Source organism: uncultured Planococcus sp. (assembly GCF_947501725.1).
GTDB classification, from domain to species: Bacteria; Bacillota; Bacilli; order Bacillales_A; family Planococcaceae; genus Planococcus; species Planococcus donghaensis_C.
Map to the genome: position 1 here is coordinate 37,886 of NZ_CANMXD010000011.1, position 26,815 is coordinate 64,700.

At 45.1% G+C, this 26,815-nt stretch carries 28 protein-coding genes and 1 riboswitch; of the genes, 4 read left to right on the forward strand and 24 right to left on the reverse strand.

The features are described from left to right. Window positions 1-48 precede the first annotated feature (48 nt). From Q0785_RS15570 to Q0785_RS15580, 3 genes are read right to left on the reverse strand one after another with little or no spacing between them, the layout of a single operon-like run. Window positions 49-1,392, reverse strand: a complete 1,344-nt coding sequence (locus Q0785_RS15570; RefSeq protein ID WP_298831872.1) for a bifunctional UDP-sugar hydrolase/5'-nucleotidase — start codon at window positions 1,390-1,392, stop codon at window positions 49-51. A 12-nt stretch (window positions 1,393-1,404) separates the two neighbouring features. Next, window positions 1,405-2,232, reverse strand: a complete 828-nt coding sequence (locus Q0785_RS15575) for a sulfite exporter TauE/SafE family protein (RefSeq protein WP_298831875.1) — start codon at window positions 2,230-2,232, stop codon at window positions 1,405-1,407. Beyond that, the gene (locus tag Q0785_RS15580) at window positions 2,232-3,092 is read right to left on the reverse strand and encodes a DUF72 domain-containing protein (protein WP_298831878.1); all 861 of its coding nucleotides are present in this window, start codon (window positions 3,090-3,092) and stop codon (window positions 2,232-2,234) included. Before Q0785_RS15580 ends, Q0785_RS15575 begins: the two co-directional genes overlap by 1 nt. A 220-nt stretch (window positions 3,093-3,312) precedes the next feature. On the opposite strand from Q0785_RS15580, the gene Q0785_RS15585 reads away from it, so the two are divergent. After that, window positions 3,313-3,990, forward strand: coding sequence for a DNA alkylation repair protein (locus Q0785_RS15585; RefSeq protein ID WP_298831881.1), 678 nt, complete (start codon window positions 3,313-3,315; stop codon window positions 3,988-3,990). Window positions 3,991-4,151: 161 nt separating this feature from the next. Here the strand turns inward: Q0785_RS15585 and Q0785_RS15590 are convergent, their stop codons facing one another. From Q0785_RS15590 to Q0785_RS15680, 19 genes are all read right to left on the reverse strand, one after another. Then, window positions 4,152-4,340, reverse strand: a complete 189-nt coding sequence (locus Q0785_RS15590) for a hypothetical protein (RefSeq protein ID WP_223641890.1) — start codon at window positions 4,338-4,340, stop codon at window positions 4,152-4,154. Window positions 4,341-4,780: 440 nt separating this feature from the next. Next, a complete protein-coding gene (sufB, locus tag Q0785_RS15595; RefSeq protein WP_298831885.1) occupies window positions 4,781-6,178 on the reverse strand; it encodes a Fe-S cluster assembly protein SufB in 1,398 nt (465 codons plus the stop codon). A 20-nt stretch (window positions 6,179-6,198) separates the two neighbouring features. Next, on the reverse strand, window positions 6,199-6,639 hold the full coding sequence (sufU, locus tag Q0785_RS15600; protein ID WP_223641885.1) for a Fe-S cluster assembly sulfur transfer protein SufU: 441 nt from the start codon (window positions 6,637-6,639) through the stop codon (window positions 6,199-6,201). After that, entirely contained in the window at window positions 6,629-7,858 is a 1,230-nt protein-coding gene (locus tag Q0785_RS15605; protein WP_298831889.1) for a cysteine desulfurase, read from the reverse strand. Before Q0785_RS15605 ends, sufU begins: the two co-directional genes overlap by 11 nt. Further along, window positions 7,858-9,162, reverse strand: coding sequence for a Fe-S cluster assembly protein SufD (gene sufD / locus Q0785_RS15610; protein WP_298831891.1), 1,305 nt, complete (start codon window positions 9,160-9,162; stop codon window positions 7,858-7,860). Before sufD ends, Q0785_RS15605 begins: the two co-directional genes overlap by 1 nt. An 18-nt stretch (window positions 9,163-9,180) precedes the next feature. Next, the gene (gene sufC, locus Q0785_RS15615; RefSeq protein WP_298832311.1) at window positions 9,181-9,963 is read right to left on the reverse strand and encodes a Fe-S cluster assembly ATPase SufC; all 783 of its coding nucleotides are present in this window, start codon (window positions 9,961-9,963) and stop codon (window positions 9,181-9,183) included. A 267-nt stretch (window positions 9,964-10,230) separates the two neighbouring features. Then, the gene (locus tag Q0785_RS15620; protein WP_298831893.1) at window positions 10,231-10,386 is read right to left on the reverse strand and encodes a hypothetical protein; all 156 of its coding nucleotides are present in this window, start codon (window positions 10,384-10,386) and stop codon (window positions 10,231-10,233) included. A gap of 203 nt (window positions 10,387-10,589) precedes the next feature. Beyond that, window positions 10,590-11,114, reverse strand: coding sequence for a hypothetical protein (locus Q0785_RS15625; protein ID WP_298831896.1), 525 nt, complete (start codon window positions 11,112-11,114; stop codon window positions 10,590-10,592). Between the two features lie 99 nt (window positions 11,115-11,213). Then, the gene (locus Q0785_RS15630) at window positions 11,214-12,386 is read right to left on the reverse strand and encodes a dicarboxylate/amino acid:cation symporter (protein WP_298831898.1); all 1,173 of its coding nucleotides are present in this window, start codon (window positions 12,384-12,386) and stop codon (window positions 11,214-11,216) included. A 150-nt stretch (window positions 12,387-12,536) separates the two neighbouring features. Beyond that, window positions 12,537-13,349, reverse strand: a complete 813-nt coding sequence (locus Q0785_RS15635; RefSeq protein WP_298831900.1) for a MetQ/NlpA family ABC transporter substrate-binding protein — start codon at window positions 13,347-13,349, stop codon at window positions 12,537-12,539. Between the two features lie 53 nt (window positions 13,350-13,402). Beyond that, a complete protein-coding gene (locus tag Q0785_RS15640; protein WP_298831902.1) occupies window positions 13,403-14,071 on the reverse strand; it encodes a methionine ABC transporter permease in 669 nt (222 codons plus the stop codon). Continuing rightward, entirely contained in the window at window positions 14,064-15,089 is a 1,026-nt protein-coding gene (locus Q0785_RS15645; RefSeq protein WP_298831904.1) for a methionine ABC transporter ATP-binding protein, read from the reverse strand. The genes Q0785_RS15640 and Q0785_RS15645 overlap by 8 nt, the downstream gene beginning before the upstream one ends. Before the next feature lie 87 nt (window positions 15,090-15,176). After that, window positions 15,177-15,281, reverse strand: a riboswitch (SAM riboswitch). Between the two features lie 34 nt (window positions 15,282-15,315). Beyond that, the gene (locus tag Q0785_RS15650; protein ID WP_298831906.1) at window positions 15,316-15,642 is read right to left on the reverse strand and encodes a thioredoxin family protein; all 327 of its coding nucleotides are present in this window, start codon (window positions 15,640-15,642) and stop codon (window positions 15,316-15,318) included. Between the two features lie 5 nt (window positions 15,643-15,647). Beyond that, window positions 15,648-15,986 carry a toprim domain-containing protein gene (locus Q0785_RS15655; protein WP_298831908.1) on the reverse strand — a complete coding sequence of 113 codons (339 nt, stop codon included), beginning with the start codon at window positions 15,984-15,986 and terminating at the stop codon, window positions 15,648-15,650. A gap of 218 nt (window positions 15,987-16,204) precedes the next feature. Next, window positions 16,205-16,585 carry a glycine cleavage system protein GcvH gene (gene gcvH, locus Q0785_RS15660; protein ID WP_298831910.1) on the reverse strand — a complete coding sequence of 127 codons (381 nt, stop codon included), beginning with the start codon at window positions 16,583-16,585 and terminating at the stop codon, window positions 16,205-16,207. 80 nt (window positions 16,586-16,665) lie between these two features. Next, the gene (locus tag Q0785_RS15665; RefSeq protein WP_298831911.1) at window positions 16,666-17,019 is read right to left on the reverse strand and encodes an arsenate reductase family protein; all 354 of its coding nucleotides are present in this window, start codon (window positions 17,017-17,019) and stop codon (window positions 16,666-16,668) included. A 108-nt stretch (window positions 17,020-17,127) separates the two neighbouring features. Further along, a complete protein-coding gene (locus tag Q0785_RS15670) occupies window positions 17,128-18,909 on the reverse strand; it encodes an acyl-CoA dehydrogenase family protein (RefSeq protein WP_223641853.1) in 1,782 nt (593 codons plus the stop codon). Between the two features lie 149 nt (window positions 18,910-19,058). Beyond that, complete coding sequence (locus Q0785_RS15675; protein ID WP_298831913.1) at window positions 19,059-20,234, reverse strand: acetyl-CoA C-acetyltransferase; 1,176 nt, start codon at window positions 20,232-20,234, stop codon at window positions 19,059-19,061. 28 nt (window positions 20,235-20,262) lie between these two features. Next, a complete protein-coding gene (locus tag Q0785_RS15680) occupies window positions 20,263-22,647 on the reverse strand; it encodes a 3-hydroxyacyl-CoA dehydrogenase/enoyl-CoA hydratase family protein (protein ID WP_298831915.1) in 2,385 nt (794 codons plus the stop codon). A gap of 210 nt (window positions 22,648-22,857) precedes the next feature. Between Q0785_RS15680 and Q0785_RS15685 the strand changes: the two genes are divergently transcribed. From Q0785_RS15685 to Q0785_RS15695, 3 genes are all read left to right on the forward strand, one after another. Beyond that, the gene (locus Q0785_RS15685; protein ID WP_298831917.1) at window positions 22,858-23,178 is read left to right on the forward strand and encodes a thioredoxin family protein; all 321 of its coding nucleotides are present in this window, start codon (window positions 22,858-22,860) and stop codon (window positions 23,176-23,178) included. A 158-nt stretch (window positions 23,179-23,336) separates the two neighbouring features. Then, window positions 23,337-23,786 (forward strand): STAS domain-containing protein, encoded by a 450-nt coding sequence (locus Q0785_RS15690; RefSeq protein WP_298831919.1) that lies wholly within the window; start codon window positions 23,337-23,339, stop codon window positions 23,784-23,786. A 53-nt stretch (window positions 23,787-23,839) separates the two neighbouring features. Beyond that, window positions 23,840-24,355 carry a hypothetical protein gene (locus Q0785_RS15695; protein WP_298831921.1) on the forward strand — a complete coding sequence of 172 codons (516 nt, stop codon included), beginning with the start codon at window positions 23,840-23,842 and terminating at the stop codon, window positions 24,353-24,355. Here the strand turns inward: Q0785_RS15695 and Q0785_RS15700 are convergent. After that, a complete protein-coding gene (locus Q0785_RS15700; RefSeq protein ID WP_298831923.1) occupies window positions 24,333-25,232 on the reverse strand; it encodes a 5'-3' exonuclease H3TH domain-containing protein in 900 nt (299 codons plus the stop codon). The two genes, Q0785_RS15695 and Q0785_RS15700, sit on opposite strands and share 23 nt — an antisense overlap. 79 nt (window positions 25,233-25,311) lie before the next feature. Then, complete coding sequence (locus Q0785_RS15705; protein WP_298831925.1) at window positions 25,312-26,808, reverse strand: BCCT family transporter; 1,497 nt, start codon at window positions 26,806-26,808, stop codon at window positions 25,312-25,314. Window positions 26,809-26,815 lie beyond the last annotated feature (7 nt).

Sequence of the window (26,815 nt, forward strand, 5' to 3'; positions counted from 1 at the left end):
CTCAAAATTAAAACAAAATCAAATGCGGATATACTCTGAACATTCCCTCTACTTCAAGGCTTTGCTATGAAAATACTGACTGAAGACATCCCTCAGAAACTCAGGCATGAAATACGTTTTCGCAGCTCTTTTCAAGCTTGGGAAAAAATAGCCGAACGTCAGCATGTCCAAAGTGATCAAGCGATAAATTCGATCGTGCACCGCCACTTGTCCATTGATGTAAAATCGGTGTTCGATGATCTCCATATTCATATGAATCATTTTGCCGAATACTACACCCCGGAATCCCATTCCTTTCAACTCGAGCTGTGGCCATTCCGAATTCAGGGATTGCAGGTAGATTTCCTTCAATTCCGCTCCACTTAATTCGACAAGGCAGGGGTTAATGGGGTGCGGCAGCATTTTGTGGAAATCATAGCGTGTCAGGGCACCTTTCGGCATGTCTTCCATAAAGATTCCTGCATTGAACAAAGCACAGTCTGCTCCGGCAAACTCTATCAGCGCTTTTCCGAATAAAGCACCAAGTTCGGAATCCTTAAACCACTCAGCTTTCAGAAGTTTTGTACTTTGAAAAACCAGCTCATCCATCTGGTTTTTCCCTTGCTCCACCAAAAAATCATCAAAGCCTTTTTCCACTTCACGCAACCTGGAAGTCTCAATCAGCTGCGCTGAGGATTTACCGAACTTCTCCTCTACAGTAATCTGGCCAATGTAAAAGCCGAATTTCCCCGCAGCACCAAGCAGTGTATCTCCCAGCCATTTTCCTTCATGGAAAACGTGGTGCGTATGGGCTCCCAGGATGATGTTGATCTGTGGGCAAAGCTCTGCCAACAATTCATCTTCTTTGATGCCAAGATGCGACAGACAGATAATCAGATCGACCTGTCCTTCAATTTCTTTTACTGCCTGGATGATCGACTCTTTCGCGTCTGTTATCTGCCAGCCCAATTTGCGGTAGAATGGAGTAAATTCTGCAGTCGCACCGACCAGCCCGATACGGGTTCCATTCATCGTACGAATTATATGGGAAGGCTTTGCCCATATCGGACGGTTGCCTTGAAAATCAAATAGATTCGATACTACCACTTCAAAATCGGCCTGGACGTATAAGTCATTCAGCTCTTCTTTAGACAGGGTGATGCCCTCATTATTGCCGATCGTAACGGCATCATATTCCGCTTCGTTCAATAGCAGCACATTGCCTTTTCCTGCCGTGCCTTCAGTATAAGGATGCGAACGGTCGACATGGTCACCAATATCCAAAATCAGACAGACGTCCCCTTCTTCTTCATGCCATCTTTTCCGCTCAGCTAAAAAAGACTTGATGCGCGGCCAATTTGTAAAATGGCTATGCAGATCATTCGTATGGTAAATATGAATAGTTTCGCTCATGAAAACACCTCTTTAAGAACTGAATATTCCTTCGTAAATCGATCGCAATCCCAGTATCAGCAACACCAGGCGCAAAATCGTCACCAGCATTTCCGAATTGAGGCGTTTGTTTAATTTGGCCCCTATTTTTGCACCGATATACGCGCCGGGAACAACGGCAAGCGTATAGACCCACGGCACATGCCCCAGCGAAATATGCGTTGCAGAATTGACAATGGCTGATAAAAAGACCATAAACATGGAAGTGCCGATTGCCACGTGCGGAGGGAAGAGAAATAAGAGAATCATGGCAGGGACAATAATCGAGCCGCCGCCGATCCCGAACAATCCTGAAGCGAATCCCACAAAAAAGGTCAGCAGTAAGGCAAACCAGATGGGATAGCCGTAAATGAATTGCTTATTCTGTTTATCTGTGAACGTTGTCTTTCGTCCATTGTCTACGAACCAGCGGACAGCCTTAAGGCGATCGCGCATAAGCAACAGCAAGGACAGCAATACGAGCAGAATACCAAAATACAAATTAAATGAAGGCAAATCCAGGTTTTTATTGACGAAAGCGCCAATCACTGTGCCCGGTGCACTGCCTGCAAAGAAAATAAGTCCACTTTTATAATCGACCGTCCGGACTTTCATATAAGCTAATGTAGAAGAAAGGCCAGTAAAAATCATCATGATGACGGACAAGCCGACAATTTTCTGAGGTGAAAGCTCGGGAAAAAATGCAAAGCTGGTACCCAGAAACAGTAAAGCCGGTACCAATATAACGCCTCCACCAAGACCTATCAAAGCGCCAACAATGCCGGAAATCACTCCGACAAGCGCCATGATCAAAAAAACCATCAAAATCCTCCTTCAAATAAATCCATCTGCTTGGACGAAAGCCCATCAAACGACAGTTCATTCATTTTCTGGAACTCTTTGGCATCGCCTGCTGCATGCCCTCCAGAATTATTATTGAAGATTACATAGACATGTTCAGTCGTGTCAGCCAATGTTTTTACCGCTCGGCTGATTTCCTCAAGCTCTTCTTTATTGTAATCATACAGATAACGGACTTCCCGCCACTTCTGCCCATGCCCTGGATTCAGCCAGCCATGGACATTTCGGCCATGTATACGCAGCAATACCTTATCTTTTCTTGACGAGATCGGAACCAGCGGAATAGAACCGTCACCTGCCTGCGGCTCGTCGCAGACCGAATGGATCAGATTATTGTCCCGCAGAAAATCCAGCGTTTTTTCGCTCATGCCATTGGCGTACCAGGACTGATGGCGAAACTCAATCGCCAGATCAAATTCTTCCAGGCGTCCGGTAATTTCCCGGAGCTGGTCGACATTGTCCTTTTGGCAATCAAACCAAGGCGGAAACTGAAGCAGCACCATCCCGAGCTTACCAGCTTCCTTCAATGGCCGTATCGATTTACTGAATGCTTCAAACATTTCGTCACGCGTTTCAAAGGGGTTTTCTCCACGCTGGTGGCCTGTCATCCCTTGGTAGGCTTTTACTATAAACTGAAACTGTTCCGGTGTCTCCTCGATCCACTTACGGATATTCCGTTCAGGTTGAACCGCATAAAAAGAAGAATCCAATTCGACGATTGGAAAATGAGCACTGTAATCAATTAATTTTTCTGTTTTCTTTGAGCCTGGGCTATAGACATCCGGATGGTCTCCCCAACCCGTCAAACCTACATAAATCATTGTCCCGCCTCCATTTTTCTTTATTATTTTATGATAGCATAGAAAAAAAGGAACGTCTTTTTTTAAGAGAATTCCTTTAGCAGATATGACGTTAAAATTCAGGGAACAGCAATAGAGCACATACTTTAAAGCGCTTTGGTAAGAAATAAGACAATTGCTCCTTCATAGTGTACTTTAGGCTGTACTGCACTTTTTAAAAAGAATAGGAGATGAAACGACAATGAAGAAAACATGGGATCACAAAGCACTCATCCAGAAATTTGAAGTTCATCGAAACGAAGCATTGGCTATTCCGATGGCCGCCTATATGAGAAATCACTTTGACTTTCTCGGCATTAAAACGCCTTTACGGAAAGCATTGCTGAAAGAGTTTTTTTCGGAGTATGAACTTCCAAAACCGGAATGTATTGCAGAAGAAGTGTGGAAGATTTACGGGTTTCCGGAACGCGAATACCAGTATGCGGCCATTGCATTGCTTGAAAAAATGAAAAGAGAGTTAAGTCTTGAAGTGCTGCCTTTTCTTCGCCAGTTGATTGAAACAAAGTCCTGGTGGGACAGTGTCGATTCCATTGCCCCACGAACACTTGGGTACCTTATCCAGACAGAGCGGACTGCCGGTACAAATGCCATGATCGAGTGGTCTCTAGCCCCGAACATCTGGACAAACCGCGCCGCTATTCTTCATCAATTGAAGTATAAACAACAGACGGACACAGCTGTTCTGAGCGAGATCATCCTGCAGCATGCTGCATCTCTAGATTTCTTCATCCAAAAATCAATCGGCTGGGCTTTGCGCGAATATGCGAAAACTGATGGCGAGTGGGTCCGAGCATTTGTTCTGGAGCATGCGTTGATGCCGCTCAGCAAACGGGAGGCTCTGAAAAATATAAAAGAATAAAATTTATGGATATGCTTCCCCTATAAGCTAAGCATGGAACACAGTCTATCTTCGCTTTTATTTGTGGATCCGTAATTTAACCGAAAAAAATAACCTTTAGCATACATGCAGTACGCCAAAGATTATTTGATCTAACCAAAAGAACATTTCAATTTAGTGTTTTAGAATAACCCGCCGAGACCTTTGCCGCCGCCAATGACGGATTTTGCAGATTCCAGAAGTTCATTTCTTTCATTTTCATCGATCTTTCCATCATCGTAAGCTTGTTTGGCTTGCTCCATGACTTCTTTTGCTTGACCCAGGTCCGCGTTACTAAGCTTTTGTTTTAATGCATCGAATGTTTGACTCATGTTCAGCATTCCTCCTTTAAAATTATCTTCTTACTACTATACCCTTTGTGAAGACTCTAAACCTGCACTGGGTTAACTAACCCTTTCTATAGATTGGAGATCGTCTGCCTTTCTATATAAGTTGAACTAAAGAAACCAGCTTTTACACGACGCTTTGGGCGCGCCGGCGCTAAGAGATATAGTGAATTCGAAGTGGGCCCCTGTGTTTCCATTATATCCATAAAAGATATGGAGCAAATCAGCGGAGACTCCCGCGGGATAGCGAAGTGCCGAAATCCACTCGGGCCAAAAGTCCGAGTTAGTTCGGCGCAAGCCCGTAGGAAAGCGGAGCAGATTTGTGGAATATCACGAAGATCGTTAGTTCAACTTATATACATAAAAATCCACAAAAATAACCCTTGGCATGAACAAAGTCATACCAAGGGTTTGGCAGTAATCTATTAACCGATAGAGCCTTCCATTTCGAACTTGATCAAACGGTTCATTTCCACCGCATATTCCATTGGAAGTTCTTTCGTGAATGGCTCGATAAAGCCCATTACGATCATTTCTGTTGCTTCCTGTTCCGAAACGCCACGGCTCATCAAGTAGAACAATTGCTCTTCAGACACTTTTGAAACTTTCGCTTCGTGTTCCAAAGAAACGTTATCGTTCAGGATTTCATTGTATGGAATTGTATCAGAAGTAGACTGATTATCCATAATCAATGTATCACACTCGATGTTTGAACGGGCACCATCAGCTTTGCGGCCAAAGTGCACGATTCCGCGGTATGAAACTTTCCCGCCTTGTTTCGAAATGGATTTCGAAACAATTGAAGAAGATGTATTCGGAGCCAAGTGAATCATTTTCGCTCCAGCATCCTGATGCTGTCCTTTACCAGCGATTGCGATCGACAAAGTCATGCCGCGTGCGCCTTCGCCTTTCAAGTAAACAGCTGGGTATTTCATCGTCAATTTAGAACCAATGTTGCCATCGATCCATTCCATTGTGCCGTTTGCGTCAACAAATGCACGCTTCGTCACCAGGTTATAGACGTTGTTTGCCCAGTTTTGGATCGTTGTATAACGGCAATAAGCATCTTTCTTCACAATGATTTCAACAACAGCGGAGTGAAGTGAATTCGTTGTGTAGACAGGAGCTGTACAACCTTCTACATAATGGACGCTTGCGCCTTCATCAACGATGATCAGCGTACGTTCAAATTGACCCATGTTTTCTGAGTTGATACGGAAGTAAGCTTGAAGCGGTGATTCTACTTTGATGCCTTTTGGTACGTAGATGAAAGATCCACCAGACCAAACCGCCGTGTTCAACGCAGCAAATTTATTGTCAGCTGCCGGAATGACGGACTGCCAATATTCTTTGAAAAGGTCTTCGTTTTCACGAAGAGCAGCACCGGTATCTTTAAAGACGATACCCATGTCTTCCAATTCCACTTTCATGTTGTGGTAGACAACTTCAGATTCGTATTGAGCTGAAACACCAGCCAAATACTTCTGCTCTGCTTCTGGAATCCCTAATTTGTCAAATGTACGTTTGATTTCTTCAGGAACTTCATCCCATGAAGTCTGGCTTGCTTCTGATGGTTTTACGTAATACGTAATTTCATCAAAGTCCAATGAACCTAAATCGCCGCCCCATTGTGGCATCGGCATTGAATAGAATAATTTCAATGCTTTCAGACGGGAATTCAACATCCATTCCGGCTCTTCTTTAATTTTCGAAATTTCCCGTACAATTCCTTCTGTCAGTCCTCGTTTAGATCTGAAAACCGAGACATCCTTGTCGTGGAACCCATATTTATAATCACCGATTTCTGGCATTTTTTTCGCCATCGTCGTTCCTCCGTTCTCTGTTACGATTTTTCTTCGTTTTGAACGCCTTTTTCCATGGCTTTCCATGCTAAAGTAGCGCATTTGATACGGGCCGGAAACTGAGAGACGCCTTGCAATGCTTCAATATCACCGAGATCAATCGAATCATCGTACTCTTTGCCAAGCATCATATCAGAAAAGATGCCGGAAAGTTTTAATGCCGTATCAATTTCCTGTCCTTTGACAGCCTGCGTCATCATGGAAGCAGAAGCCATTGAAATCGAACATCCTTCACCGTCAAACTTCGCATCTTTGACGATGCCGTCTTCGACCTGTAAAGTCAACAGGATGCGATCTCCGCAGGTCGGATTGTTCATCTCGATATTGACGCTGTTCTCTTCAATTGTCCCTTTATTTCGGGGTGTTTTATAATGATCCATAATAACCCGTCGGTATAATTGGTCTAAATTATTAGAAGACATCGTTGAAATACTCCTTTGCCGAACGCAGACCTTCCACTAAGCGGTCTACATCAGATTCGCTATTGTATAAGTAGAAGCTTGCGCGTGCTGTAGCTGAAACTTCCAGCCATTTCATCAAAGGCTGTGCGCAATGATGGCCTGCACGAACCGCAATGCCGCTCATATCCAGGACAGTTGCCACATCATGCGGATGGACATCATTCAGGTTAAATGTCACGATGCCAGCCCGCAGCTGAGGATCCGCCGGACCGTAAATATCCAATCCTTCAATCGTGCTCATTTTTTCCATTGCGTAAGCAGCCATTTGATGTTCATGCTTTTCAATTTCATTTAAGCCGATTTCGTTAAGAAAATCAATCGCTGCGCCTAATCCGACCGCACCTGCAATAATCGGTGTACCACCTTCAAATTTCCACGGCAGCTCTTTCCAGGTCGAATCATACAATCCGACGAAGTCGATCATTTCCCCACCGAATTCAACCGGCTCCATATTGTTCAATAGTTCCTTCTTGCCATATAGAACACCGATTCCAGTAGGTCCACACATTTTGTGTCCGGAAAATGCAAAGAAATCACAATCAAGCTGCTGGACATCTATTTTCAGATGAGGTGCAGCCTGAGCTCCGTCAACCACCATGACCGCTCCATTTTCATGGGCGATCTGTGCAACTTCCTTGACCGGGTTCATTGTGCCGAGAACGTTCGAGACATAAACCATTGAAACAATTTTTGTCCGTTCCGTCACGGCCGCCCGAACCTGTTCCAAAGAAATCGTACCGTCTTTTTCAAGTTCAACATATTTTAAGATGGCTCCACGTTCTTTCGCCAATTGCTGCCATGGAATAATATTGGAATGATGCTCCATATAGGTGATGACAATTTCATCGCCTTCTCCTACATTGGCTCTTCCGTAGCTTTGCGATATAAGGTTAATGGCTGTTGTCGTCCCCCGCAGGAAAATGATTTCTTCCAATGAATTGGCGTTGATGAATTTACGGACTTTTTCACGTGCGCCTTCATACTTTTCAGTGGCACGGTTGCCGAGCGTATGGACGCCTCGGTGCACATTGGCATTATCATGTTCATAATATTCCTTTAATGCCTCAATGACTTGAACCGGCTTTTGAGAAGTTGCCGCACTGTCCAGATAAATCAGTGGGTTACCATTTATTTCTTGGTTGAGTATCGGAAAATAGCTTTTTATCTCTTTGTTGATCATCAGCGGACTTTCCTTTCGATAACCTCCGTCAATTGCTTTTTAACGCCTTCGATTGGCAGTACGCGAACAACCGGTGCCAAGAAACCGTGAATAACAAGACGTTCAGCTTCTTGTTTTGTGATACCGCGGCTCATCAAGTAATACAATTGAAGCGGATCTACACGTCCGACTGAAGCAGCATGCCCAGCCGTAACATCGTCTTCATCGATCAAAAGAATCGGGTTTGCATCTCCGCGAGCTTTCTCACTTAACATCAACACACGCGATTCCTGCACTGCGTTCGATCTTGTTGCACCGTGTTCGATTTTGCCAATGCCGTTGAAGATGGCTGAAGAAGAATCTTTCATAACACCGTGCTTCAAAATGAAGCCTTCGGAATCTTTGCCCCAATGGACAACTTTAGTCGTGAAGTTTTGTTTTTGTTTTCCGCGTCCAACCACTACGCTCTTCGTATCGCCATAAGAATTATCGCCGATCAGATTTGTCGTGTTTTCGGAAATCGTGTCACTGTCATTCATCATTCCAAGTGCCCATTCGATGCGTGCATCACGAGCTGCTACACCGCGGCGGTTGACATACGTGATGAAACCTTCTGCCAGTGTATCAACTGCACCATAAGTAATTTGCGCATTATCTTCAGCAAATACTTCTGAAACGATATTCGCCAAACCATTGGCATGAGGCACAGTAGAGTAATAGTTCTCCACATATGTCACTTTACTGCTGGTATCAGCAACCACAATCACGTGGTTGAACAATGATGCTTCAGCGTCATCGTGATAAAAGACCACTTGGACGGGCTCTTCCACAACAACATTTTTCGGAACGTATAAGAAAGCTCCGCCGTTCATCAATGCAGCATTCAATGCTGTCAATTTATGCTCATCGGTTTTTACACCGTTAGTCATGAAGTATTTTTTCACCAAATCGCCGTGTTCACGTAGAGCTGTAAAAATATCCGTCAAAATAACGCCTTGAGCTGCAAGCTCATCAGAAATCCGTGAAAATGCAGGCGTGTTATTGTGTTGGATATAGAGGTTCTTTTGTTCTAGGTCCACGATGGCTTTAACATCTTCCGTTAAATCTTCCATAGAATCGAAAGTCGAACTTTCTACCGTATGAACTGGAAAATCAGTGAAATTCCAGCTAAGGATTTTTGTTTTATCTGGTTTTGGCAGCGGCAAGCTTTGCGCTTCACCAAACGAACGAAGACGAAGCTCAGTAAACCATGAAGGTTCACCATTCATTTCTGAAAAGGAGCGCACGTCCTGCTCGGTCATTTTTAAATTTGTTTCAACCGTCATGCTAGTCTCTCCCTTCAATTATGCTTGTCCTACAGTCTCGTCTTCAATGCCAAGTTCAACTTTGATCCAGTCATAGCCTTCTGATTCCAATTTGTGGGAAAGTTCTTCCCCGCCAGATTTAACGACGCGTCCTTGCATCATTACATGAACATGGTCAGGCGTGATGTAGTTCAGTAGACGCTGGTAGTGAGTGATGATCAGGCAGCCGAAGTTTTCACTTCTCATTTGGTTGATGCCCTCTGAAACGACTTTCAAAGCATCAATATCCAATCCGGAGTCAATTTCGTCCAAAATTGCGATTTTTGGTTTGATCATCATCAATTGAAGAATCTCGTTGCGTTTCTTTTCTCCGCCTGAGAAGCCTTCATTCAAATAACGCTGTGCCATATCCTGTTCCATATCTAGAACTTCCATTTTGCTGTCCAATTCACGGATGAATTTCATCAATGAAATTTCATCGCCTTCTTCACGTCGTGCGTTCATTGCAGAACGCATAAAGTCAGCATTGGTCACTCCTGAAATCTCGCTTGGGTATTGCATGCCAAGGAAAAGACCTGCGCGTGCGCGTTCGTCGACTTCCATCTCCAAGACGTCTTCGCCGTCCAAAGTGATGGATCCTTGCGTGATTTCGTATTTCGGATGGCCCATGATAGCTGATGCCAATGTTGATTTACCAGTACCGTTAGGCCCCATGATTGCGTGAATTTCACCTGTATTAATTGTTAAGTCTACACCTTTTAAAATCTCTTTGTCTTCGATTTTAACGTGTAAATCTTTAATGACCAAAGTTGACATGTAAATACCTCCATAAAGTTAATGTTGAATGGCAAACCATTCTTAATTAGTATCATTCTAATCTTAACGCATATTCACCTTACTGGCAAATCATTAAACCGCTTCAAAAGCTGGCTCAAAACATTTTAGAATACTGGATTCCTTACTATTTTGTAAAAGCTTGATATGATAACTGTCATGGATTCATATTTTCAATAAAAGATTGCTAATTGAGAATTCATATCATTGAAAAACCAGCATCCGAGGATGCTGGCTCCGTTTTTATATTTATAATCAGTCTCGATGAACCTGCCGTTCGATTTGGCTGGCTACTTTTTGGCCTAGCTGATAATCCTGTTCACGGCGCTGTTCTACTTCAAGTATTTTACCAGGGTCATTTTGATACTCGTCAATTCCGAAACCATGTGCGTTTCTGAATGCTTGTTCCATTTTCTCCGTCTTTTCAATTCCGTTCGATTCGATATTGAACCATTCCTTTCAAACTTGTAATTTTTAAGATTACTTTTTTATTATACCCCATTGAATGGCAGATAAACATAAAAATAATCTAACTAGTCTGAAAATAGAACTATTGTCGTATATCCGTACAATAAATGACCCCTCTGACAACGTTCAGTCAGAAGGGTCATTTATCATTGTGAAACTTCGTTATAGATGCTGGATGCAGCCAAATCCTGCTCTTCCAGTAACTCGTTCAATTGTGCATCCGCTTCGCTGAACTTCACATCAGCAGCTTCAAATGACGCATCTTTTGTCAATTCCTCGGCTTTTATCTCATAAGATTCACGAATAGAAGCAAATGCTGTTTCGATTTGTTCTTTTTGATCTTCCAATACCTCCGGAATCTCCAGTGCATCTACTGCTCCTGCCGCTTCATTTGCAGAAGTGATTGCTGCGTCTTTCATCGCCTGCAATTCTTCACCTTCCGGCAACGTGCCTTCTGCCTGATTCATTTCAAATGTATTTAGATCCCCATCTACTGCATTGATGGCATTTGGAATGGACATATAGAATTTCATCAATTCCCTTTTTACTTCTTTGTTGTCTTCAGAACCCTCTGCACCAGTTGTTGCTTCCGCTGGCTCAGCTGATTCCTCCGCTCCGCACGCCGCCAATAAAACGGTTGCCGATAAACCAATTGCCCATAATTTTTTCATGATTTTTCCCCCTGTTGTGTAATATCTTCGCTATAATAGCACAGAAATTACCAATAGAATAGACATTTGGGAAAAGTTGTAATTTACAAAATCGTTTAATTATTCAATACTTTTGCGTCCATTTGTAAAACGGTCGACAATATGCGCCAATGCACCATCACCGGTGACATTCGCTGCCGTACCGAAACTGTCCTGAGCCATGTAAAGTGCGATCATAAGAGCGACCATTGTCGGATCGAAACCGAGCATAATTTCAAGCAGACCAATTGCCGCCATGACAGCGCCACCCGGGACTCCCGGAGCTGCAATCATGGTGACACCCAACATTAAAATGAACGGGAAGAAACTTCCGAAAGTGGGCATTCCGCCTGTCAGCAATACTACACCAATAGCACATGAAACCAGGGTAATCGTACTGCCTGACAAATGAATCGTCGCAAATAATGGAACCGTAAAGTCCGCGACGCGCTCGTTAGCACCGGATTTGCGGGCCTGCCGCAAAGTGACAGGAATTGTCGCCGCAGAAGACTGAGTTCCCAAGGCTGTAAAATAAGCCGGCATCATTGTTTTCAGGATCACCAATGGGTTTTTCCCTTTTAAAGCTCCTGCCGCTGAATACTGAAGCAGCAGCATAGCCCAATGAAGGATGATGATCATTACAAAGACGATTCCGAACAATGATAGGATTTCAAATACTGCACCGCCATATGCCATATTGGCAAAAATACCGAAGATATGAAACGGCAATAAAGGAATAATGATGTAAGAAATTGTCTTCTCAATGATCGCTTGGAACTCATCGAAAAACGACAACATGGTCTTGCTTCCTGTAGAGGCCATTCCGATCCCTAAAAGAAAAGCCAAAATCAGCGCAGACATGACACCAAAAACTGGTGGCATATCAAGGGCAATAAACGTTGTCGCCAAAGCGTGTTCCGGGTCTTCCAAACTGCTCAAAGATCCAGATTGCATAAAATTAGGAAACACTGTTGTTGCTACGAAAAACGCGAAAACCCCAGCTGTAACAGTGGATGCATAGGCAACACCGGTAGCCATACCCAGCAGTTTGCCCGAGCCTTTGCCTAATTTTGCAATCCCCGGCGCAATGAATCCCAGAATAATCAACGGCACGACAAAGTTCAAGAAGTTACCGAAAATCGTCGTAAATGTTGCAAATACACGCACTAAAGCTTCTGGTGCCACCAAGCCAATAAGCACTCCCAAAATAATCGCTACCACAATGCGCGGCAATAAACCAAAATTGAACTTCATAAATATGTCCTCCTCATGTGAACAAATGCTTCTTTTTTATTATTCAAAAGTAGCACAGACTTTCCTTGAATGTAAGGTATACAATAAAACGCGAAATATTTCTATTATTTAGACAAAAATAAAAAAGCATCCAAAAGGATGCTTTTCTACTCAGTCTACTGGTACTACTGAACCGCCCCACTCTTCCAAGATGAAATCCTGGATTTCCTGAGATTTTAATACTTCGACCAAGGCAGTAATGTTTTCGTTTTCTTCGTCACCCGCGCGTACGGCAATAATGTTTACATACGGCGAATCTGATGATTCAAGTGCAATTGAATCTTCCAATGGGCTGATGCCTGCATCAATTGCGTAGTTCGAGTTGATCAATACTGCATCGCCTTCTCCAGCTTCATACATCTGAACCAGCAAAGCTGCTTCGTAGTCAGCATCAAACTGAAGATTTTTCGGATTTTCAACAACATCACTCACTTCAGCAGCCGTCTTATCGACGCCTTCTGCCAATGTGATCAGGCCTTCAGCTTCAAGCAAAGAAAGAATACGGCCATGGTCTGCTACCGAATTACTCATCAGGATGGTTCCGCCTTCTGGAAGCTCATCAAGAGATGCATAATCCTGTGAATAGACACCGATTGGTTCGATATGGATACCGCCAGCGTTTTCAAACTCATAGCCATGATCCGCAACTTGCGATGTAAGATATGGAACGTGTTGGAAGTAGTTGGCATCAATTTCGCCGGACTCCAAATCTTCATTCGGCAGGATATAATCCTGATAGGTTTCAATTTCCAGTTCGATTCCCTGTTCTTCAAGAATCGGTTGAGCCTGTTCTAAAATTTCAGCGTGCGGCACGTTGGAAGCCCCTACGCGCAATGTTTGGGATTCTTCTTCACTTGCTCCGCCATTGCCGCATCCTGCAAGCACCAAAGCCGTCAATGCTGTTCCTACTACAAATTTCTTCATGTTCAATCTCTCCCTTATGATGTGTTTTATATATAGGACGGAAAAATCCGCTGTTACCGTTTATCTGCTTTTGTAGTGGCTAGATCGCCGATATATTGGATTACGAAGACGATGATCAGAATTAAGATCGTCGCCATCAACGTAACGTCTTCACGGCTGCGCTGGAAGCCATCCAGGAAAGCTAATGTCCCAAGACCGCCAGCACCAATAATGCCTGCCATAGCCGTATAGCCAACGAGTGCAATGGCTGTTACCGTAATACCGGAAATCAACGCCGGTTTCGATTCCGGCAACAGGACTTTCCAGATGATGGTGCCCGTCGTCGCACCCATTGAGCGGGCCGCTTCGATGACCCCTTTATCAATTTCCTTCAATGCAATAAGTACCATGCGAGCGTAGAACGGAGCCGAGCCGATGATCAAGGCGGGCAAAGCCGCATTCGGTCCCCGAATCGAGCCCATCAGGAATAAAGTGAAAGGAATTAAAAGAATGATCAGGATGATAAAAGGAATCGAACGGAATATATTGACGAACGCTCCTGTCAGCCAATTGACCACTTTATTGGCCCACAATTGTTTCGGCGCCGTCAAAAACAATACGATTCCCAGAGCCAAACCGATTGCAAACGTAAACACAGTTGATAATGCTGTCATATAGAGGGTTTCAAGTGTTGCTTCCCACATGCTGTCCCAATCTACATTCGGAAATAAAGAATCAATCATTGTGCATCACCTCCGCCTGAACATCTTCCGTGCGAAGAAATGCCAGTGCTTCTTCAATTTCTGCTGAAGAACCCTTCAGCTGTAAAATTAATGTGCCATATGCTCCGCGCTGGGTATGTGAGATATTGCCTTGGACAATATTGACATCCACAGCATGGGTACGGATCAATTTCGTCAGAATCGGTTGTTCAGTCTGCTCGCCGACAAAAACCAATTTCACCAGTTCGCCTGTAGGATATAGCTCCCGGAGATTTTTGATGGTTTCTTCAGAATCTCCGGAATCGGTCACCTGTGCAACAAAACGCTTCGTAATTTCTTCTTTCGGTGATTGGAAGACATTGAGGACATCGCCAAGTTCAACTACCCGCCCGCCTTCCATGACCGCCACACGGTGGCAAATCTTGCGGATGACATGCATTTCGTGCGTAATCAGAACAATCGTCAATCCCAATCGTTTATTGATGTCCACCAGCAAATCCAGGATGGCATCTGTGGTTTCCGGATCAAGTGCTGACGTCGCTTCATCACATAACAGGACCTCCGGATCGTTTGCCAGCGCACGGGCAATGCCGACACGCTGTTTCTGGCCACCTGAAAGTTCGGATGGATAGGCATGTTCACGCCCGGCCAAGCCGACCAGCTCGATCAGTTCCTGAACCCGCTTTCCGCGCTGTTGTTTCGACACTCCAGCAATTTCAAGCGGAAATTCAATATTTTCTTTGACGGTACGGGACCACAGCAGATTAAAATGCTGGAAAATCATGCTGACCTTTTGGCGGGCCTTTCTCAATTCCCCGCCTTTGATGGAGGTAATCACCTTGCCATTGATTTCCACTGTACCTGAAGTCGGCTTTTCCAAGCCATTCAACAAACGAATCAATGTACTTTTACCGGCGCCACTGTATCCGATGATGCCGAATATTTCTCCATCTGCAATAGATAAATCGACTTGGTCCACAGCCGTAAGGACCGCTTTTCCTGTGTCGAACTTTTTTGTCACTTTTGTTAACTCAATCATTCGTTGAACACCCCTGAATCCTAAAAATAAAAGCCCTTCCGCGCATAACTGAGCAGAAGGGCAAACGTATATTATACGAAAACCAATCTCTCATCTTCCAAAGCTTTCGCTTCGTGTGATTTGGCACCATTTCATTTTCATGACGGTTGCCGGGCTTCATAGGGCACTTCCCTCCACCACTCTTAATAAGAGTTTCGATATGAAATTATTTGATCAGAAATTCAATTTACCACGACCGGCTATATTCGTCAACAGATTTTAACTTGCCATATAAATAAGGAACTGATTGGAAAGCATATATTTTTTCTTTCAACTTGCCATCCTCTGTAATCAGCAAGCATGGCACGCTTTCCACTTCATATAAACCCGCAATTTCCTGTACGTAATTCAAGTTCGCTTTGCCTATCTGCAGATCAGGCAACAGCTCTGTGACGACTGACAGCATTTTAGATGCCACTTGGCAGGTTCCGCACATCGGCGTATATAAATAAAATGCAGTGATCCGTTTAGTGTTCTTTTCTTTGATCCATTCTTTATGAGTCCATTCCTTCATCTTCTTCATCCCTCTATCAATAGCTTATTGACCTGGACATTCGCTGAGATGAGCACGTCCTTCAGGATACGAAGCGGGGTTTTCGCGACTTCCCTGTAGCTCCGGTTGACATAGAAATGCCGGGCTTCGGGAAACTCGCGTTTGACCAGCTTCCGTAATTTTTCTCCTGAAGAGTCTGCATCCACTAATATGATGATGTCCTGACCTTCGTATGGCAGCAATAATTCTTCAAGTCTCGATACACTAACTGTACCATTTGTGCAAAGAATCGTCACGGGTTCTGCAATGAGAGGTGCAATCCTCGATTTATCGCTGATCCCTTCCACCACGATCACCTTCCCCATATACACTCACCCCATCGAGTTTAGAATCATAAAGACAAGAGGCTATCTGTTGTACATAAGATACCTTTATAATTTGGTATTCCACAAAAAGGCTGCCTAAAAACCCTTGGTTCCATTTATACATCGGCAGACCTTCTGATTTGGTTCCATTAAGTATTAAGCATTTTCGAATTGCTGTCCATAAAAAAAAAGCGCCAAAATACAGGCGCTTTCCAGGACTACTCGTTGATCATTTCTTTGTATTGGTCTGCTGTCATCAATGCGCTGACTTCTTCTTCTGAAGGAGCTTCGATAACCACCATCCAAGCCTGCTCGTAAGGTGACTCGTTGACGAATTCCGGGCTGTCTTCAAGCTCAGAGTTAACTTCGACAACTTTCCCGCTGATTGGTGCATACAATTCCGAAACCGTCTTAACGGATTCCACGCTGCCGAAAGGCTGATCTTTTTTCAGTTCATCGCCTACTTGTGGAAGTTCAACGAAAACGATATCCCCCAATTCAGCCTGTGCGAAATGAGTAATTCCGATACGCGCATTGCCATCTTCGATTTTGACCCATTCATGTTCTTTTGAATAACGAAGTTCTTCTGGTGTGCTCATCTTGACCCCTCCAAATTATGTAGTTCATTCAGATTCAGTTTGACATAAACGGCTGCGAAATACAAGATGACACAATTCTCTTACAGCCAGCTATTTTGGTAATCCGCTTCCTTAAACCCGAGTGTCACAGTTTCGCCATCCCACGCCAATGGACGTTTGATCAGCATGCCATCTGAAGCCAGAAGCTCCAACTGCTGTTCTTCGGACATGTTTGACAGCTTTTCTTTGAGTCCAAGCGAACGGTAAACCAATCCGCTTGTATTGAAGAACTTTTTCAATTCCAAACCGCTTGCCTGATGGATTTCCGTCAACTGTTCTTTTGTCGGCGGGTTTTCTGCAATATGTATTTCGTTGTATTCTACACCATTTTGGTTCAGCCAGCTTTTTGCTTTCCGGCAAGTTGTACATTTGGGGTATGCATAATAAGTAATCACGTTATTCCCTCCCTTTTTTCTAAGCTTACCAAAAAGAAGGCCTTCGGTCGACGACTAAAAAAACAGGCAAACCCGATAAAGCTGGGCTTGCCTGTTTTCCACTATTCATTAAACGATGTATTTTTCGACATCGATCAGCTTGACAGCCGCTTCACGTTTTTTCGCAATTACGTTGTAAGGCGTTGAACGAGTCAGTTTGCGCAATGCAGAAAGCATCATTCGCTGGTTGTCGCCTTCGATGGCAGCAATCAATGTTTCTTTCGCATCTTTTTCGATTTGATCGAATGCTTCCTGGCAATAGATTTGCGTATATAGCAGTTTTTGCTTGGCTTTTTCCTCGCCTGATGCAGCAATCGCTTTTTCAGTACGCAAGACTACTGATTCCATGGCAAAGACGTTGCTGACAATGTCTGCGATGTTAACAAGCACTTCCTGCTCTGCTTCCAGTTTCGTGCCGTAAGTCTGAGCTGCAAGCCCAGCTGCCAGCAATGCGATTTTCTTCGCATTTTTCACCAGGTATTTCTCTTGAGCCAACGCTTCGGTGCCGACTTCTTCCGGCATCATCATCAATAGCTCTTCCTGAAGCTGCTGTGCATGTTGCAATAATGGCAATTCGCCTTTCATCGCTTTACGCAAAAGCGTTCCTGGAACAAGCAAGCGGTTGATTTCGTTGGTTCCTTCAAAAATACGGTTGATGCGTGAATCGCGGTAGATGCGCTCGATTTCGTATTCCTGCATAAAGCCGTAGCCGCCATGCAACTGTACGCCTTCATCCACAATATAGTCCAATGTTTCCGTACCGAAGAATTTATTGAGTGAACATTCCACTGCAAATTCAGCGATGGAGTCAGCCACTAATTTACCGTCTGCATGCTGCTCATCCGTAAATCCGCTCATGCGGTCTTCGAACAATCCAACAGTACGGTAAACAGAGCTTTCAACTGCATATAATTTAGAAGCCATCGTGGCCAATTTCTCACGAGTCAAGTTGAATGAAGAGATCGGTGTCTTGAACTGTTGGCGCTGGTTCGTATAAGGGATCGTCAATTCCATTGCGCGCTTGGAAGCTCCGATTGTACCCACTCCCAATTTGTAGCGGCCGATGTTAAGGATGTTGAACGCGATGATATGTCCACGCCCAGCTTCGCCCAATAGGTTTTCGACAGGTACTTCAGCATCCTGCAGGATCAATGTCCGTGTGGAAGATGATTTGATGCCCATTTTCTTTTCTTCCGGTCCTACAGAAACACCTGGGAATTCGCGCTCTACGATAAAGGCAGAGAATTTGTCTCCGTCGATTTTTGCATAGACTACGAATACATCAGCAAACCCAGCATTGGTGATCCATTGCTTTTCACCGTTCAATACATAATGTGTGCCTGCTTCGTTCAGCTTGGCAACTGTCTTCGCTCCTAATGCATCCGATCCTGAGCTTGGCTCAGTCAAAGCATAAGCTGCAATCATTTCGCCAGAAGCTAATCGTGGCAGATAGCTTTGTTTTTGCTCTTCGTTCCCGAAAAGAACGATCGGCAATGAACCGATTCCGACGTGGGCGCCGTGAGTGATCGAGAATCCTCCTGCTTTCGACATTTTTTCAGCGATCAATGCTGAAGCGATTTTGTCCAATCCAAGTCCGCCGTATTGTTCCGGTACGTCAGCACCAAGAAGCCCAAGCTCTCCAGCCGTTTTCAATAGACGGACGGAATGTTCGAATTCATGGTTTTCCAAGTTTTCGACAACCGGCATCACTTCCGTGTTGACGTAATCCTCAGTGGTCTTCGCGATCATTTTTTGCTCTTCCGTGAAATCTTCCGGTGTGAACACACGTGACAGATCCGCCTCTTCAATTAAGAAACTGCCGCCTTTGATCAATGTTTTTGATTGTTCCATTTTGTATTCCTCCTATTTTGTAATTGCTTACTATATGTTGAGTTAATGTTTTATTATGAGCTTAAGGTGTTGTGGATATTCCGCAAACCAGTTCCGCCTGAAGCGATTTCTTCAGACCTACTCTACTCTTTAATTCCTAAAATCTATTTCTACAACATTTCAAAGACGCCTGCTGCACCCATTCCTCCACCGATACACATCGTAACAACGCCGAACTGCTTGCCTTGGCGCTTCAATTCACTCATCATGCGGATTGTCAGGATCGAGCCTGTCGCACCCAGCGGATGGCCCAGTGCAATGGCTCCTCCGTTGAAGTTGACTTTGTCGATGTCCAGGCCAAGCTCGCGGATAACGCCGAGCGACTGGGAAGCAAATGCTTCATTCAGTTCCCATACGTCGATATCCTCAATCGTCAATCCGGCTAATTTTAAGGCTTTCGGGATAGCGACGACAGGTCCGATGCCCATGACTTCCGGTGGTACACCGCCTGTTGCGAATGAACGGAACTTAGCGATCGGCTTCAGCCCGAGGGATTCCGCTTTTTCACGGTCCATGACCAGCAATGCACCGGCGCCGTCAGACGTTTGCGATGAGTTTCCGGCGGTAACGGTTCCGCGTGCCGAGAATGCGGAACGCAATTTGTTCAAAGTCTGGATGCTGGTTCCGTGGCGGACGCCTTCATCCATTTCGAACATAGACGATTTCTCCTGATATTTATTGTTGTCATCTACATAGCGTTTCGTCACTTCAACCGGAATAATCTCTTCATCGAAGTTTCCGGCTGCAATGGCTGCTGCTGCTTTTTCATGCGAGCGGACAGAAAATGCATCCTGGTCTTCACGGCTGACGCCGTATTGCGTAGCGACCTGTTCTGCGGTATGCCCCATGCTCATATAATACTGAGGTGCTGTTTCGGCCAATTTCGCATTCGGGCGGATGACATTGCCCATCATCGGCACCATGCTCATCGATTCCACACCGCCGGCGATGATCGCTTCTGCTGATCCCACCATAATGCGTTCTGCTGCATAGGCGATCGACTGAAGGCCTGATGAACAGAAGCGGTTGACGGTAACGGCTGATACCGTATCCGGCAATCCTGCAAGTGCTCCGATATTGCGGGCGATATTCATGCCCTGTTCTGCTTCCGGCATCGCACACCCCATGATCAAATCATCTATCGGTCCATCATATCCGCCAGCCCGCTGTAGCGCTTCCCTAACGACCAATGCGCCGAAATCATCCGGACGTACAGTCGCTAAAGAACCTTTTCCCGCTTTTCCGACCGGTGTCCGAGCACTGGCCACGATTACTGCTTCACGCATGTGTAGTTCCCCCTTTTATGATCAACGATTAATTACGTAATGGTTTTCCTTTGACCAGCATATGCTGCATGCGCTGCTGGGTTTTCGGTTCTGCCACGAGACTTAAGAATGCCTGGCGTTCAAGGTCAAGCAGGTACTGCTCATCCACTTTCGTGCCATATGGAACTTTCCCGCCTGATAGGACAAACGCCAATTTTTTAGCGATTTTCAAATCATATTCAGTGATATAGCCGGAAATGAACATACCTTCCGCGCCCAATAACAAGGTTGCGTAGCCAGGTTCACCGGTAACGGGTACTTTTTCACGTAGAGGTGCCTGATAACCGGTTTCGTAAAGCGAAAGAGCCGCCTGTTTTGCATCGTAGATCAGATGGTCGCTGTTGACGCTGATGCCGTCCACGAAATTCAGGAAGTTATTTTCACGGGCTTCTTCTGCCGATGTCGATACTTTTGCCATCGCAATCGATTCGAATACTTTGCTGGCGATGTTCTGGTAATCCACTGTCACACCATTTGGCAGACCTTTCAATTGCTTCATATACAATTCTTTGTTTCCGCCGCCGCCAGGGATAAGCCCTACGCCTGCTTCCACTAAGCCCATATAGGTTTCCATCGAAGCCTGGATATGTGCTGCCGGCAATGCCACTTCCGCACCGCCGCCGAGCGACATGCCGAATGGTGCTGCTACTACTGGTTTATTGCTGTATTTGATTTTCATCATGGCATTTTGGAAAGTCTTAATCGTGAAATCAAGTTCGAAAATATTGTCGTCCTGTGCTTCCATCAGGATCATGCCGAGGTTAGCGCCTACACAGAAGTTCTTGCCCTGGTTGCCGATGACAAGCCCTTTGAAGTTCTTCTCCACTTCGTCGACTGCATAATTGATCATCTGCATGATATCCAGGCCGATGGCATTCGAACGTGAATGGAATTCAAGTAAAGCAATGCCATCGCCCAAGTCGATCAGGCTTGCACCCGAATTCGATTTAATGACGCCATGCTTTTTCTTATAACGCTTCAAGTCGATGACTTTTTCATTGACTGGAACCGGCTGGTAATTCGTGCCGTCGAAGAAATGAAGATCCCCATTTTCTTCTTTGTAGAAGGTTTCGTTTCCGCTGTCCAGCAAAGACTGCACAAATGCCGGAATTGAATGGCCTTCCTGCTTCATTTTCTCAACTGATTTTTGGACACCGATGGCATCCCAGGTTTCAAACGGTCCTTGTTCCCAGCCAAAGCCCCACTTCATGGCATCGTCGATGGCAACGATGTCATCTGCGATTTCCCCGTTCAGTTCAGCTGAATAACGTAATGTCGGAGCCAGGATGCTCCAAAGCAGTTCACCGGTGCGGTCTTCTGCGTAGACAAGTGTCTTCATTTTAGCGGAAAGGCCTTTTTGCTGCTTCGCCATTTCCTGTGAAGGCGTTTTCAATTTACCTGCTGTGCGGTATTCCAAAGTTTCCGGATCAAGTTCCAGAATCTCTTTGTCTTTCTTCAGGAAGAATCCTTGCCCCGATTTCGCTCCAAGCCAGCCGTTCCCAACCATTTTGGCCATGAACTCAGGTGCTTCAAAGACCTTCTGTTCTTCGCCTGAAGTCTGGTCATAGACATTTTTGGCAACATGCATGAAGGTATCAAGTCCAACCACATCCAAAGTCCGGAATGTCGCTGATTTCGGACGGCCGATCAGTGGTCCGGTAACAGAGTCCACTTCTCCGATCGAGTAGCCGCGCGCCATCATTTCGCGCAAAGTCACAAGCAAGCCGTAAGTACCGATCCGGTTTGCGATGAAGTTCGGCGTATCTTTAGCGATGACGACGCCTTTTCCTAAATTGTCTTCCCCGAATGTCGACATGAACTCCACTACTTCCGGAGCCGTTGTTTTTGCAGGAATCACTTCCAGCAATTTCAGATAGCGCGGTGGGTTGAAAAAGTGAGTTCCCAGGAAATGCTTTCCGAAATCTTCCGAGCGCCCTTCCACCATCGCATTGATGCTGATGCCTGATGTATTTGAAGAAATGATGGTGCCGTCTTTTCTGACGCCATCGATCTTTTCGTATAAGGATTTTTTAACGTCAAGGTTTTCGACGATGACTTCAATGACCCAGTCGACATCTTTTAATTTTTCCAGATCGTCTTCCAGATTTCCCGGTGTGATCAATTGAAGGTTCTTTTTAGCAGTTAATGGAGCAGGTTTCTGTTTGAGCAGTTTCTGGATAGATCCGGTTGCAATTCGATTGCGCACCGCCTTGTCTTCAAGAGTCAGCCCTTTTGCCTGTTCTTCCTTCGATAATTCCCGCGGAACAATATCAAGCAATAATACAGGGATTCCTATATTTGCAAGGTGCGCTGCAATTCCCGAACCCATTACACCCGAACCGAGTACAGCCGCTTTTCTAATTTGGTAAGCCACTAGCAAAACCCTCCTTGAATTTTTGAATGAATACTCATTCATTTTTGGATTAAAAAAATAGAACGTTCTCTATGTCTCTTAGTGTAAGTTATATTTTCTTTTTTCGCAATATTTAATCGTTAAAAACTCCCAAAAATTTTCAAGAACAAATTCTTTGCGATTTAATGAAAGCAAGGTAAACTGAGAGAGAACCTATAAGGAGGCAATGCAATGAAATCACTTACTACGAACGAACAATTTAACGAAGTTATAAAAGGCGATGACCCGGTAATCGTGAAATTCCAGGCAGGCTGGTGTCCGGATTGCACACGCATGGATATGTTCATCGACCCGATCATCGAGGAATTCAACCAGTACCAATGGTTTGATGTCAACCGCGATGAGCTTCCCGATCTTGCAGAAAAATACGATGTCATGGGCATTCCAAGCCTATTGATCTTTAAAGACGGCGAAAAGACGGCGCATCTCCACAGTGCAAACGCCAAATCCCCTGAATCGGTTACAGAATTTTTGAATGATCAAAAGAAGTAGGCTCATGCCTACTCTTTTTTTCGCTGTAATATAGAACGTATCCAGTTTTCAGCTGCTGATGTTAACTCTATTCGCAGTGAATAAAGAGGCTGACCCCACACTTTTTCCACATTTACTGATCGATTCGAGCATCTTATAAAAACTGCGGAGGTATTGGAATGGATTCACAACAGGAAATTAAAGAATTGAAAGAACAGCTGGTCTATTATGAAAAACTGATTAAGAACATGTCGGCACCCATCATTCCATCGATTGTCCCTAAAACGATTTTAGTGCCGATCGCGGGTTTCATTTTTACAGACCGCTTTGATATGATCCGGACCAAAGTCTTGAAATATGCGGAAAAACATCGAGAAACAGAACGGGTCATTTTTGATTTCACGGGTGTAACAACAGATGATTTTGCTGAATTCGACTATGACGGGCTCGGCAGTGAATTGAGCCAGTTAAACTCCGCTCTCGGACTAATGGGTCTGCGCGCCATTTATGCAGGCTTTAATCCGTTGTTTGTGCGCGAGATTGTTCACGCCGGCATCCAAGTAGAGCTGGAAGTGTACACGACTTTCAGAGTTGCCCTGGCCCAGCTGCTTACAGAAACTGAAAAATAGCATTCAAGCAGTAGAATAAACTGGGTGAACAAAAAGACATGGAGGTGTTTGCCGTGAAGAAACTGATTGATTTCCAAGGCATGTCCCAACATGATGAAGCCATCTCTAAAAAATATCGTTCTTCTTCCTGCGGCCCTGTTACGGCTGCCGCTATCCTTCGGCATCACGAAGGCTTGGAGCTTGGCGTCGATCAGCTTTACCGATTGCTTGGCTCAACCCCTATCGGACTGTTCACCTGGAAGCTGCTGAGAAATTTCCATAAAGTCGGCGGCAAACGCTACGAAGTGAAGAAAGTTCGCAGCATCGAAGAAGTAAAAGAAGAATTGCTGGCTGGCAGGCCGCTCGCCATGAAGTTCGATCGTTACTTCACCTTCCAGTGGTTTTCAAAACCGCTTTACAGTTACCACTGGGTGCCGTTGATCGGCTTTAAAGAGGAAGCGGATGACCTGATCCTCTATATTCACGACAACGGACAAAAAAACCGCCCCAGCAAAATGCGGACGGTTTCATATCTGGAAAATCGTAAAGTACTGAGCTTTATAAAGATTATGCCCAAGGATCGGCAGTAACGCCGACATTCTTCTCGAGCTGCTTGGCAAGCAGCAGCAATTGCTGGTCGCGGCATAACTGAATATGGTCGTTGGTGTAAGCAGGAACAGTCAGTTCCTCCAATGGCATATCCAACTGGATGTCACATTTGATGACAGCCAGTTTTTTTGATAACAGGAGCATTTCCTTATGCTCATCGATTTTCTTTTTCTGAGCCGGTTTCAATTCGTCGATGGCACCGAGTACCCCGTCCGTTGAACCATAGTCCTTGATCAACTGGAGCGCAGTCTTTGGACCGATGCCTTTGACTCCTGGGTACCCGTCGCTTGGATCGCCCATAAATGCTTTGACATCTGCAAACTGGTTAGGCTGTATGCCGTATTCTTCAATGAAACGCGTTTCGGTATAGACATCGTAAACGTGGAAACCTTTTTTCATGAAGGCGATATTGACCGAAGGTGTCAGCAATTGCAGCATGTCCTTATCACCGGTAATGATGGTGAAGTCCACTTGGTCCTGCCATTGCTTGGTGAACGAGCCGATAAAGTCATCCGCTTCAATTCCCGCTTCGCCGTAGTTTTTCCAGCCAAGCTGCTCGGAAATCGATTGAGCCAAATCGAACTGGTGCACCATGTCTTCTGGCGGTGCCGGCCGATTCGCCTTATATCCGTCAAACAGATCTGTCCGGAATGTCCGCGCTCCCATATCCCAGCATACGGCCATGTGTGTCGGCTTCATCAAGGTTTTAGCTGCCAGTACATGTCTGGCAAATCCCTGTACACCATTTGTAGCCAATCCCTCAGTTGTACGGAAATATTGACCGACGGCTGATGTTGCGAAAAAAGAGCGGAACAACAGCGCCATTCCATCCACTAATAATACATGCGGTTTCTCCATAGTTAAAATCCTCCACCTTCTTGTTGCTTGACTTCCATTATAACGCTTATCCACTGAAAAAACCGCCGAAGCGGCGGTTTTAGCGTTTACGTTTTATAGCTTTGTATTCAAGATTCAATGCTTTATAGAAGGATGCCATCATCAGCAGCATGATGATCGAGAACGGGAATGCCGCAATGATCAACACTGTCTGCAATGTGCCAAGCCCTCCAGTGGATAATAAGATTACAGCGATTGACGATTGGGCGATCCCCCAAGTCAGTTTCACCGTGTTTTGCGGATACAACGAACCACCAGTAGTCTGCATGCCAAGAACAAATGTCGCGGAATCAGCAGACGTGACAAAAAATGTTGTGATCAGGAATATCGCTATGACCGAAAGCAGGACACCGAGCGGCAATTCATTGAACACTGCGAACAAAGTTTCCTCTGTCAACAAGCCCGTCAGATCTACTCCGCTATTCTGCACATCGATCGCGGTCGTACCAAAAGCTGCGAACCAAAGGAAGCTGATGAAAGTCGGGATCATCAGGACGCCTAATAAGAATTGACGGATCGTCCGTCCTCTGGATACACGTGCAATGAAAATACCGACAAATGGTGACCAGGAAATCCACCAAGCCCAATAGAAAATCGTCCAGCCATCGATCCATGCACGGTTTTCACCGTCTACAGGACCTGCGCGGAAACTCATCTCAACCAGGTTCTGGAAGTATGTACCGACTGTATCGGTAAACATATTCATGATCAGCAGCGTCGGGCCAAGAATAATGACTGCCAACAGCAATACGACAGCGAGGACCATATTGGTGTTGGAAAGATACTTGATGCCTTTACTCAATCCAGTCCATGCAGAGAACATGAACAGTACGGTGACTATGGCGATGATGACCAATTGAACACCAAAGCTGTCTCCAGGTATTCCATCAAACAGGAAGGCAAGGCCTCCATTAATCTGAATAGCGCCAAAACCAAGTGTGGTGGCGACACCGACTACTGTTGCGAAAACAGCGATAACATCTACCAGCATGCCCCATGGGCCTTTCATCTTGTCTCCGAACAAAGGTTTTAAGGTCGCGGAAATTAATCCGGGTTCCCCTTTTCGGAACTGGGCATAAGCGAGCGCCAACGCCACTACAGCGTAGATAGCCCAAGCGTGAATCCCCCAGTGGAAAAAGCTGAAACGCATGGATTCGCGCATCGCTTCAGCACTTCCAGGTTCAGCGGTTGCAGGGTCGATCGCAAAATGCGACAGCGGCTCTGCCGCTCCCCAGAACACGAGGCCGATTCCCATTCCTGCTGAAAACAGCATGGCAATCCATGTCCCGAACGAGAACTCGGGTTTATCGGTATCTTTACCTAATTTGATTTGTCCCATCGGACTGACAAGGAAAAACAAACAGAATAGAACCATGACGGAAACAACCAATAAATAATACCACCCGAACGAAGTGGTCAGGAACGATTCTATATTCCCTGTAACTTCTGCAAAATTATCGGGTGCAAATGCGCCATAGCCAATGGCCAATAATACAAGTGCAAGAGCTATCCAAAAAACATTGGTTACTTTTTTCATATAGTAC